This window comes from Aquimarina longa SW024 (assembly GCF_001401755.1).
GTDB classification, from domain to species: Bacteria; Bacteroidota; Bacteroidia; order Flavobacteriales; family Flavobacteriaceae; genus Aquimarina; species Aquimarina longa.
In genome coordinates this window covers 153376-165799 of sequence record NZ_KQ474106.1, presented here as the reverse complement: position 1 = coordinate 165799, position 12424 = coordinate 153376, and the positions used below count along the sequence as shown (strand labels likewise).

At 31.2% G+C, this 12424-nt stretch carries 9 protein-coding genes; 3 read left to right on the top strand and 6 right to left on the bottom strand.

All coding sequences use genetic code 11. From position 1 onward, the window contains the following. Positions 1-5 precede the first annotated feature (5 nt). Both N456_RS21850 and N456_RS21845 read right to left on the bottom strand, forming a co-directional pair. Positions 6-449, bottom strand: coding sequence for a hypothetical protein (locus N456_RS21850; protein WP_062062140.1), 444 nt, complete (start codon positions 447-449; stop codon positions 6-8). A gap of 90 nt (positions 450-539) precedes the next feature. Further along, complete coding sequence (locus tag N456_RS21845; RefSeq protein WP_062062135.1) at positions 540-1043, bottom strand: GbsR/MarR family transcriptional regulator; 504 nt, start codon at positions 1041-1043, stop codon at positions 540-542. Between the two features lie 755 nt (positions 1044-1798). Here N456_RS21845 and N456_RS21840 point away from each other — a divergent pair. Continuing rightward, positions 1799-4180: a M20/M25/M40 family metallo-hydrolase gene (locus tag N456_RS21840; RefSeq protein ID WP_062062132.1), complete on the top strand. Its 2382-nt coding sequence runs from the start codon at positions 1799-1801 to the stop codon at positions 4178-4180. An 82-nt stretch (positions 4181-4262) separates the two neighbouring features. Here N456_RS21840 and N456_RS21835 read toward each other — a convergent pair whose 3' ends face one another. From N456_RS21835 to N456_RS21825, 3 genes are all read right to left on the bottom strand, one after another. Beyond that, positions 4263-6287, bottom strand: coding sequence for a M3 family metallopeptidase (locus N456_RS21835; protein ID WP_062062129.1), 2025 nt, complete (start codon positions 6285-6287; stop codon positions 4263-4265). Between the two features lie 995 nt (positions 6288-7282). Further along, a complete protein-coding gene (gene purE, locus N456_RS21830) occupies positions 7283-7768 on the bottom strand; it encodes a 5-(carboxyamino)imidazole ribonucleotide mutase (protein ID WP_062062126.1) in 486 nt (161 codons plus the stop codon). Between the two features lie 79 nt (positions 7769-7847). Further along, positions 7848-9005, bottom strand: coding sequence for a 5-(carboxyamino)imidazole ribonucleotide synthase (locus N456_RS21825; protein WP_062062123.1), 1158 nt, complete (start codon positions 9003-9005; stop codon positions 7848-7850). A gap of 251 nt (positions 9006-9256) precedes the next feature. On the opposite strand from N456_RS21825, the gene N456_RS23865 reads away from it, so the two are divergent. Both N456_RS23865 and obgE read left to right on the top strand, forming a co-directional pair. After that, on the top strand, positions 9257-10375 hold the full coding sequence (locus tag N456_RS23865) for an adenylate kinase (protein ID WP_082422620.1): 1119 nt from the start codon (positions 9257-9259) through the stop codon (positions 10373-10375). Positions 10376-10460: 85 nt separating this feature from the next. Continuing rightward, the gene (gene obgE / locus N456_RS21810; RefSeq protein ID WP_062062118.1) at positions 10461-11459 is read left to right on the top strand and encodes a GTPase ObgE; all 999 of its coding nucleotides are present in this window, start codon (positions 10461-10463) and stop codon (positions 11457-11459) included. 398 nt (positions 11460-11857) lie between these two features. Here obgE and N456_RS21805 read toward each other — a convergent pair whose 3' ends face one another. After that, the gene (locus N456_RS21805) at positions 11858-12310 is read right to left on the bottom strand and encodes a carboxymuconolactone decarboxylase family protein (protein WP_062062115.1); all 453 of its coding nucleotides are present in this window, start codon (positions 12308-12310) and stop codon (positions 11858-11860) included. Positions 12311-12424: the final 114 nt, after the last annotated feature.

Genomic DNA, 12424 nt, shown 5'->3' with positions numbered 1-12424 from the left:
TGGGTTTAATTATTATTGAAAAAGCCAATGCAATTATAGATTAGTAATAAAGAGTATACAATTGCAAAAAGTACAAATAAGCAGTTCATGAAATAACTACCGATTTTGAATAGTTGTTTTTTTGGGATTTCATACATTGGGTAATAAGCTATTTGGGTTGCAACTTTTCCTATCCAGTATGCAGCAATTAAACCTGTTATAGCAATGGCTAATAAAGATTGTTCTTTGAGATTTTGATACAGTAAAATGGCAATTAGACCAAATGAAAAATTTAGACCTTGAATGTATCTTCCATATGTTTTTGCGATTTCTTGATTTAGAGGTTTTAGCTTTTTTACATCGGTATACCAGTCAAATACTTTATGTCTGATATATGGATATATTAATGCAGTGAATATTTGACCGATTCCTGCAATGATAATTAGCCAATTCGGAATATTTAATTTCATATTTCTTTATTTTAAAAGTTTCAGAAAAAATTGAAACTATATTTTGAAAAAAAACAAAGAGATTTCCTCCTTGTTTTTTTAGTTGTTATTTTATTTAATCAGTTTTAGTAATGTTTTTGTAAACCAATTATGATCGTGTGTAGCAATTTTATTCATCATGGTGTCTAAGTTGCTAGCCATTTCATGTAATGCCTTGGTTTGTTTTATAAGCTCTGTAGTTTTAGAAGTTCCATCTTGCTGCATATTCGAAACATCTTTTAAGATTTTAATGGTAGGTTTTAGTTCTCTCCTGCTTCTTTCTTTAGCAATTTGTTTTGTTAATTCTTGTATATCCTTTTCGGAAGTGAAATATTCTTTTCGTTCTCCCATTATATTTTCTTTAAAAACGATTCCCCAATCCATTAATTGACGGAGGTTCATGCTGGTGTTTCCTCTAGAAATTTGCAATTGTTCCATAATATCTTCCATGGATAGAGGTTCTGGAGATATTAGGAGTAGCGCATGAATTTGCGCCATTGTTTTGTTAATTCCCCATAGAGATCCCAAAGACCCCCATGTAGAAATAAATTTGTTTTTTGCTTCATCATAATTCATAGTACAAATATATTAAAAATTTTAAACTTTCAGTATTTTTTGAAAGTTTAAATACTTTTTTGCTCATTATTTTATTTAAAAGAATAGTAAAAAGATGCTACATTGAATAAACAATCGTTTGAAGTTGTCTTTTTATAAATGACTTATTATAAATTGTTTAGATAGCCTATTGAGATGTACTAAATTATGTTTGAGACATATATATAGTTACTTAGGACACCTATATATTACTTAAATATGTTTTTTTTGATAGTTTCGTTTACTGAAACACAAAAAAATGACTTATGAAACTTAAAACTTTATATAAGGGTGTTGACTATACCTTTATATTATCTCTCATGACTTGTTGTATCAAATCTTCGAATAGAAAGAAGTTTAGTTTAGTGATAAGATATAAATGAGTTAAAAAAAGGTATTGATTTCCTGATAAAATATTTTAGAAGAACTAAAGTAAACTGTTTTTCTACAAGTTACTTCATTTTACTATTGATTCCACCTCTAAAATGTGAGTTTTTGCTTTGAAATCAGCACTATTCTTAGTGAGTTCAGTATATGGAATTTACAAAAGTTTAGTTTGCCTTATTAAATGATAACTTCTGAAATATTTCAATTATTTAATGTATTAATCATACTTAAGTAACACTTACGGATTTACCATTACTATTCTACAGTTAAACGTCTTTTTTGTTTGTTTAATATTCAGTACATTAAAACACACAACACAAATATATAAACTCAACAAATTTTAACTAAAAATGAAAAAATTAAATCGATTTATTTTTGCGGGGCTATTGAGCGTAGTTACATCTTGTATTTATGCACAAGAAAAATCAAAAATGTTTTATGCAACTATGGATACTCAGGATGCATTACATTTAAAAGAAAACCATCCTGATGATGTGAAGATTATTAAATCCGTTAATGATTATACAGCGGTAATGCTAAACCATCATTCTGCAGAAGAATTACACCATACAGGGCTAAGGCATGGTCCAGGGTACTTTTATGAAACATCTAGAGAAGATGCTATAAATGCAATAAAACAGGTTAATTCTGTTCAGCAATTAAAAAGTAAATCACTAGCAAAAATGGCGGTTGCTTTTGAGATTACCCAAGATCAATTAGTAAAGCAAAGTTTAGATCTTGTAAATAATACTAACATTGATAAGCAAATTAAGGAGCTGGAGAGTTATGGGACTCGTTATCATACTAAAAGTAGTGCGGCAAAAGCTTCTAGAGATTTAAAAACAAAGTGGGAAAATCTAGCAGGTAATCGTAGTGATGTATCAGTTAGATTAGTAAATCATTCAGGAACTTCTATGCCGTCTGTAGTTATGACTGTTACAGGAACAGAAAAACCAGATGAATATGTAGTGTTAGGAGGGCATTTAGATTCGACATCTAGAGAAGGGCAGGATAATGCTCCTGGAGCAGATGATAATGCCTCTGGTATAGCAACGATAACTGAAGTTGCTAGAGTGCTATTTAGTATGAACTTTAAACCTAAGAGAACTGTAGAATTTATGGCATTCGCAGCAGAAGAAATTGGTTTAGTTGGATCTAAAGAAATAGCAAGAGATTATAAAAATCGAAATGTTAATATAGTTAGTTATATGCAATTGGATATGACAAACTATAAAGGGTCTACAGAAGATGTTTTTATTACTACAGACTCATATAATAGTACTTCATTAAATAACTTTCTTAGAAAATTAATGGATCATTATAATGCTTCTGGTAAGCATAAAATTACGTATAATAATTCTGCTTGCAATTATGGTTGCTCAGATCATCACAGTTTTGCACAGCAAGGATATGAGACAGCTTTTCCTATTGAAGCAAAGTTTAGCGAGTCTAATCCTAATATCCATACTTCTAGAGATACATCATCAAGATTTCCTACTTCTAATTCTACCCATGCAGCTAAGTTTGCAAAATTAGCCTTGGAGTACTTAATAGAGATTTCTAATGGAGTTTCAGGAGGAGATCCAACCCCGACAACTTACTGCGCTTCTAATGGTCAAAATACATCTGATGAATATATTAGTAAAGTTGCCTTAGGAACTATTAATAAAACATCTGTTGCAGGAAGTGGAGGATATAGTGATTTTACAGCAGAGTCTACTAATTTATCTACAGGTAACAATACGATTACTGTTACACCAAAGTGGACAGGAACGACTTATAATGAAGGATATGCCGTATGGATTGATTATAATCAAGATAATGATTTTTTGGATTCAGGAGAATTAGTATGGAGTAAAGGGGCTTCTAAGACAACACCGGCAAGTGGTAGTTTTACAGTACCCTCTGGAGCTAAATCCGGAAAAACAAGAATGCGTGTTTCTATGAAATATAATGGTATTCCTACTGCTTGCGAGTCTTTTGAATATGGAGAGGTAGAAGATTATAGTGTTGTTATTGGTGATGGAGGAAATGGAGGAGATACTCAGGCTCCTTCGGTTCCAACAGGAGTATCAGCTTCTAATATTACAGAAACAACATTAACAGTATCATGGACAGCAGCTACAGATAATGTAGGAGTAACTGAGTACGATGTATATCAAGGTGCTACTAAAATTACTTCTGTAACAAGAACTACAGCAAATGTTACTGGATTAACTGCTAGTACAACATATCAGTTTAGTGTTAAGGCTAAAGATGCTGCAGGAAATGTGTCTGATGCTAGTGCTGTTGTAAGTGTTACAACTACAGGAAGTTCTGATCCTTGTGCTGGTGTAGCTCCTTATGATGGTACTAAGACATACCAGGTGGGTGATCGTGTAACATATAGAGGTAGATTATATGAAAGAATAAGTGGCGATTGGAAACTGATTGGATCTTGTGGCGGTTTTGCAAGAAGTACTTCTTTAGAAAAGACATTAGTAGACGATACACTATTGTTTGAATTTTATCCTAATCCTGTTGCTGGAGACTATGTAAATGTCACTATCAATAATAATTTATGGAAAACAGGTAGTATACTAATTATAGATATAAAAGGAAATATAGTACAAGAGGTTAAACTTAAAAATAAGGAAACTCAGATAAATATTTCGAAGTTTTCTACAGGTACATACTTCCTGACGCTTTTTAATGGATCAAAAAGTTATGCAAAACAGATGGTTATAAAATAAAATAATGAGTTGTTATTTTATATAATTAAGCGTAGTCGATATATGTCGACTACGCTTTTTATATATAATTTATTTCTAGGGGTTATTTTATCAATCCTGCTCTTTTTAATAACGCTTCAGGTTTAGGTTCTTGACCTCTAAAACGTTTGTAAAGAATCATTGGATTTTCTGTACCTCCTTTTGCTAATACATGTTCTTTAAACTTTGCTGCGATTTCAGGATTAAAAATTCCATTTTCTTTAAAATATTCAAAAGCATCTGCATCTAATACCTCAGCCCATTTGTATGAGTAATATCCTGCAGAATATCCTCCCTGAAAAATATGAGAAAAAGCGGTACTCATACAATTTTCCTTTACATTAGGGTATAGAGAAGTTGTCGAAAAAACTTTTTCTTCATATTCCTTTACATTCTTAATGGTACTTGGATCTTTTGAATGCCATGCCATATCGAGTAATCCAAAACTTAATTGACGTAATGTTGCCATACCTTCCATAAAAGTCGAAGACTCTTTGATTTTTTTAACTAATTCCATAGGGATTATTTCTTCTGTTTCATAGTGTTTGGCAAAAAGCTCTAAAGCTTCTTTTTCATAACACCAGTTTTCTAGTACCTGACTAGGTAATTCTACAAAATCCCAGTATACATTAGTACCTGATAAGCTTGGATATGTCGTATTTGCTAGCATACCATGTAATGCATGACCAAATTCATGGAATAGAGTAGTAACCTCATTAAAGGTTAATAATGATGGTTTGCTAGGAGTGGGTTTTGTAAAGTTGCATACGATAGAAACGTGTGGTCTTATATTTTTATCACTTTTTATCATTTGTGATTTATAAGAAGTCATCCATGCTCCATTACGTTTTCCTGACCTAGGGTGAAAATCAGCATAAAATAAAGAGACGAAATTATTTTCAAGATTTGTGACACGATATGTTTTTACTTCTGCATGATATTTATCTACGGTATCTATTTCTTCAAACTGAAGTCCAAATAATTTTGTGGCAATAGTAAAGACTCCATTAATTACATTTTCTAATTTAAAGTATGGTTTCAATTTTTCATCATCTAAATCAAAGCGTTTTTGCTTCAATTTTTCAGAATAATAAGCTCCATCCCATTTTTGAAGTCGATCAATTCCGTCTAGTTCTTTGGCAAAAGCCTCTAGTTCTTTAAATTCTTTCTCAGCTGCAGGTTTTGCTTTTTCTAGGATTTCATTCAGAAAAGAGAATACTCTATCAGGAGTTTCTGCCATTCGTTCTTCGAGAATATAATCTGCATGAGAAGAGTATCCTAATAATAGTGCACGTTGATGTCTAAGGTTTGCGATTTTTAATACAATCTCTTGATTGTCTAAATCATTATCATGAAAACCTTTGGCTCCAAAGGCAAGAGATATTTTTTTGCGTAACTCGCGATTATCAGCATAAGTAATAAATGGGATATAGCTAGGATAATCTAGAGTTATTAACCATCCTTCTTTGTTTTTAGCTTTTGCCATAGCTTTTGCTGCTTCTTTTGCACCTTCTGGTAAACCTGTTAGGTCTGATTCATTAGTAAGCAACATTTCGAACTTATTTGTTTCTGCCAATATATTTTCACCAAATTTTAGACTTAATGTAGAAAGCTCGGTATCTATTTTTCTGAGTTTTTCTTTTTCTTTTTCCGGAAGATTTGCACCATTTCTAGAAAAAGAACGATATCTTTTTTCTACAAGCCTAAATTGTTCAGGAGTTAGCATTAAAGATTCTCTTTGTTGGTAAACTACTTCAATTCGTTTAAATAAATCTAAATTAAGTGCTATGTCATTGCTGAATTCTGAGAGCAGAGGAGATACTTCTTGTGCTATTTTTTGAATTTCATCAGTAGTCTCTGCACTATTTAGATTAAAAAATACACTGGTTATTCTATCTAATAATTCTCCAGAATAATCCAAAGCCTCTATAGTATTAGAGAATGTAGGTGGCTCATTATTAGAAGTTATAGTATTTACTTCTTGTTTTGCAATTGCTATACCGTTTTTTATTGCTGGTAAAAAATGATCTGATGTTATTTTAGAAAACGGAGCTATGTCGAATGGTTTTAATAATGGATTGGTAATCATAGTAATGATAATTTCTTTTGATATTAATTATTTCTTGATCTTATATCGAAAAAAATAGCTTTTCATCGAAAAATGCTTATGAGTTATATGAAATTTTGACTAAACTAAATTTTATACTGATAGATTTGATCAGGTTTATTAGTATGGTCTAGTGTTAGTATCGTCGATTATTTTTATTAGGGGTATGAATATTAATAATCGTTCTAATACAATGACCAAATATATTGAAAGAGCTACAATTATTGTAGCTCTTTTTCTTTCTATTTTTGATTTCTACATTGTTTTTAGTTGTTATTTCGTGTTTTTTCACCTACTTCAATACTGAAAAAATAAGAATAATTGGTTTTTTTGTGTTTTTTGACGAGTATATATGCTTTTTGTCGAAATGTGGAATATTTTAACATTACTTTTTTTGTGTAACAAAAGTAAGGTTTTACCTTTGTTTCAGGTTTTAAGAGTAATGGTCTTATATTGAATTTTTTTGTGTAATATATTTAAGTTGGTTAATAAATATTGTTATATTCTTTTATAAGACCTGATATTCAAAAGAGTCACTGAGGAGTGGCTCTTTTTTTTTGATATCATTTTATTTCTTCAACTATTAATTTATTGCCAGAAACTACTATACTATAAATACATTTTGATCTACAATTGAGTAGGAATAGTTTTATAACGCTTTATCTCTAATTGCTATAATACAATATCTTTAGAAAGATATATCTCATAGAAAATGTCCCTAAAGTTATTGATTATAGATATATAAATGATTATAAAATCTTGAAAAAATAAAAACTTATTTTATTCTATTGTAAATTACAACCTACTTCGGAATGACAACGATGTGATATTGTTTTTACCGTCATTGTCATTCCGAAATAGGTTAGAATTCATTTAAAGCTTTATGAGATTCTATTGAATAGTCTGAATCAAATATTTGAGATCCACATAAAAAAGGAGGAGAGAACTGCTATTTTTGTTTTTAAAAATGGTTGTGGCTATCTTTTAATTTGTTTAGCTCCTTCAATAACCTTTTGTTTTAAGCCTTCTTTATACATTATAATTTTATCCAAAACTAATGTATCATTAGTACCTATAATCTGTGCTGCTAAAATACCTGCATTTAATGCGCCATCTAAGGCTACCGTTGCCACGGGTACTCCACCAGGCATCTGTAGAATAGATAAAACAGAATCCCATCCATCTATAGAATTACGGGATTTAACAGGTACACCTATTACTGGTAGAGGAGATAGAGAGGCTATCATGCCAGGAAGATGTGCAGCGCCGCCAGCTCCTGCAATAATAACGTTTATCCCTCTACTATGAGCATTTTTACCATAATCAAACAATTTATCTGGTGTACGGTGCGCTGAGACAATATCAACTTCTACTTCTATATCAAAACTTTGTAATATTTCTATAGCTTTTTCCATTATTGGCATATCGCTAGTACTGCCCATTATTACCCCTACTTTACTCATTGTGTTATATATTGTTATTGTTTTTTAATATTTTTTTTAAAGTAAATATGCTTTTTTATCAAACCTCAAACTCAGTTCTTTATTTGCTAATCACTTGTATTGTGGTTTTTACTTTTTCAGCAATTTTCCTTGCTTCATCAATATTTTCGTGTATTATGGTAACATGCCCCATTTTTCTATAGGGTCTTGTTTGTTTTTTACCATAAATATGAGGGGTTACACCTCTCATTTTCATAATATCTTCGATGTTTTTATATACTACATCACCTGTATGTCCTTCTTCTCCTACCAAATTTACCATAACCCCACTAGTTTTACTTTCTGTAGATCCTAGGGGTAAATCTAGAATGGCTCTTATGTGTTGCTCAAATTGATTAGTGTAACTGGCTTCTATGCTATAATGTCCACTATTATGAGGTCTCGGAGAAACTTCGTTTACAAGAATGTCATCATCTTGTGTTTGAAACATTTCTATTGCCAGTATACCAACATGTTCAAAAACTTTAGACACTTTTTCGGCAATCTGTATGGCTTTTTTAGCAATAGTAGTGTCAATTCTTGCTGGGCAAATTACATATTCTACCTGATTAGCTTCTGGATGAAATTCCATTTCTACAACAGGATATGTTCTAATTTCTCCACTAGGATTACGAACGACAATTACGGCTAATTCATTTTTAAAATCAACTAAACTTTCTGCAATACACTCTGTATCGGGTAGTTTTGCTAAATCAGCACCTGATTTGACAATAGATACTCCCTTACCGTCATATCCTCCTTGGGTACTTTTCCATACAAAAGGAAGTTTGATTTTATTACTAGTGATACCCTCAGTAAGGTGTGCTTTATTTGAAAAACGAGTAAATTCTGCAGTAGGAATTTTATTGTCTTTGTAAAAAAGTTTTTGAATTCCTTTATTTTGTATTTTTTCTAGAGTCTTGTAGCTTGGATATACTTTCTTGCCTTCTTTTTCTAATTGTGCTAATGCTTTTAGGTTAACGGACTCTATTTCGAAGGTAAGTATGTCTACTTTTTTTCCAAAATTGTAAACAGTATCATAATCCAATAGATTACCTTGTTGAAAATGATCACACGCTATTTTACACGGAGCATCCTGGCTAGGATCAAGAACATATGTTTTAATGTCATACTTTCGGGTTTCATATAACATCATTTTGCCTAATTGACCGCCTCCTAGTATTCCTAGTTTAAAGTTTGATGAGAAAAAATTTATCATTATGGGGTTTTCAGAATTTGTCTTAAAAATGCAAAAATAATTTTTTCAAAAAGAATAACCATAATAATGTATGGTAAATACAAAAGTATAGCTATTATAAGTGTTATTTTTTTATAATCTTGTTTTTGTATTTTAAAATATTGATAGCATTCAAGATAAGAACCGTTTATGTTGTTTTTGTAATTCTTAGTTATGCTCATTTCTAATTACTATCTTTGCGGCTTCAAATTTAAAAAATCAAACTAAAGCAGGTGCAAAATAAAACTATAAGACTGCATGATTTACAGTTTACTCCTTTTATTAATGAAGGAAAAATAATAACAGCAATAGATCAAATAGCGAATAGGCTAAATAAAGATCTAGCTGATAAAAACCCTTTGTTTATTGGGGTGTTAAATGGAGCATTTATGTTTGCTTCAGAAGTTTTGAAACGCTTTGATTATGATTGTGAGGTTAGTTTTGTGAAACTAGCCTCTTATAAAGGTACAGAAACTACAGGCGAGGTTAAAGAACTGATAGGAGTAGATAGAGAATTATCTGGGAGAACAGTAGTTGTTTTAGAGGATATAGTAGATACAGGTAATACTGTAGAGATATTAGAAAAAATAATCCTTAAAAAAGGATGTTCATCATTTAAAATAGCAACCTTATTTTATAAGCCTGAAGTATATACTAAAGAAATACATATAGATTATATAGGAATCGAAATTCCAAATACTTTTATTGTTGGATATGGACTTGATTATAATGGATTGGGGCGTAATCTTACAGAGGTTTATCAATTAAAATTAGACAACATGACAAATTTAGTGTTATTCGGACCTCCAGGGGCAGGAAAAGGAACACAAGCAGAAGTTTTAAAACAAAAATATGATCTGGTACATATTTCTACAGGAGACGTGTTTAGATACAATATGAAAAATGCTACAGAGCTAGGCACTTTAGCAAAATCATATATTGATAAAGGGCAATTAGTACCTGATGAAGTGACAATTAATATGCTTAATGCAGAAGTTGATAAAAATCCAAATGCGAAAGGATTTATTTTTGATGGATTCCCTAGAACAGAAACTCAGGCAGATTCGCTTGCAAAATTATTAGCGTCTAAAGGTGCGGGAATAAGTGCAATGGTTGCGCTAGAAGTTGAAGATGAGGTATTAGTACAACGATTATTAGAAAGAGGAAAAACATCAGGTAGACCTGATGATGCAGAAGAAGTAGTGATACGCAATCGAATTAAAGTATATTATGATGAAACTGCGATCTTGAAAAATTATTATCAAAAACAAGATAAATATTTTGGAGTTGATGGAGTAGGAGAGATCGATGATATTACAGAAAGATTAAGTAATGTTATAGATAAATTATAGTGTTGCGATATACTAGCTAATATATTATAGTAGACGTTAAATTGGAAAAAGTCGAGGTCTTTACCGAGATATTAGGAACTGAATTATGACGGAAGGAAATTTTGTAGATTATGTGAAGTTACATATAACTTCAGGAAATGGTGGTAAAGGGTCTGTACACCTGCATCGTGAGAAGTATATTACTAAAGGAGGTCCTGATGGAGGTGATGGAGGTCGTGGTGGTCATGTCGTACTACGTGGTAATTCTAATATGTGGACATTACACCATCTTAAGTTTAAGCGTCACTTAAGAGCAGGACATGGAGGGCATGGTAGTAAGAGTAGAAGTACAGGAGCTGATGGAGAAGATATTTTTGTAGATGTGCCTTTGGGAACAGTTATTAGAGATACCGAAACTCAAAATATTATCCATGAAATTACAGAAGAAGGGCAGGAATATATAGCTGCAGAAGGCGGTATGGGTGGTAGAGGAAATTGGCATTTTAAAAGCCCAACAAATCAGACCCCTCGTTATGCTCAGCCCGGAATAGAAGGTCAAGAGCATGATATTACATTAGAACTTAAGATATTAGCAGATGTAGGATTAGTGGGTTTTCCTAATGCAGGGAAATCGACTTTACTATCGGTTATTACTTCTGCAAAACCAAAGATTGCAGATTATGAATTTACAACTTTAAAGCCAAATCTAGGTATTGTAGAATATCGAGATTTTCAAACCTTTGTAATAGCAGATATTCCTGGGATTATAGAAGGTGCAGCGGAAGGAAAAGGAATAGGGCACCGTTTTTTAAGACATATAGAACGAAATTCTACATTGTTATTTTTAGTGCCAGCAGATGCTACCGATATTAGCGAACAGTATGAAATCCTTTTAGATGAATTAAGACGTTATAATCCTGATTTATTAGATAAGGAGCGGCTTATTGCAATCTCTAAATGTGATATGTTAGACAATGAACTACAAGAAGAATTAAAAGAAGAGTTAGATAAACAATTAAATATACCTTATATATTTATTTCTTCTGTAGCTCAGCAAGGCTTACAAGAATTGAAAGATAAACTTTGGCAAATGTTAAACGCTTAATTATAATATTTGTACAATTTTTTAAGAATCCATTATAATAACTAAGAGCATTTCTTTATGTTATTATGGTGGATTTTTAAATATAATCTTTATTTTAATTTATAGTATATCCATTAAGATAAAAAAGTAATCTCTGAGATAAAGTTTTTTTTAGAATCTTTATGGGTAGAGGAATTTTTAATAAGAAACAGGTATGATAAACATATCAATTGTTTGTGCCTTTTCTTGTCTCAGGTCAATACAATAGAGATGTAGTATTAGTCTAATTAAATAATCTTTTAACCATTACATTATCATTATCTGTATCTACGAATGATAGATGAAAGATTAAAGAAACATCTACTTTAGAATTACTTTGGTTTTATTATATAATTTTTTATTTTCTGACTGTTTTTTATTTATTCCTGAGAAGGAATAGGAGTCAGTAATGTAGCTCTCCCTATTCTGTTCCATGTATTAATGCAGCATATTGCCATAATGATATCTGCTACTTTATTTTTTCCAAATAGTTGTATAGCAGTTAGATAAATTACGTCACTTAATCCATTTACAGAAATAGCGGTTATAGCTTCAGTCATTTCAAGAATTACTTCTTCTTCTTCTGAAAAAAAAGGAGATTCTCTCCAATACGGTAATGCATGTATACGATATTGTTTTTCTCCTTGCTTGATAGCTTCGCTAATATGCATTTGTAAGCAATATGCGCATCCGTTAATTTGCGATGCTCTAATCTGTATTAATAAAAACTCTAAATCTGATAAAGAACTTTTTTTAATATCTTCATATAGAGCTAGTAATGGCTTATATGCATCTGGATTAACATCACTAATGTTTATTCTATCTATTTCCATAAGTGTTTTAATTGGCTAAATTAAGGATATGTAATGACCAAAAAAATAACTTAGGTTAAGAAATGTACTATATTTTAGTAATATCGCCGAAGGATTTTAGTACGGTGAACTCAT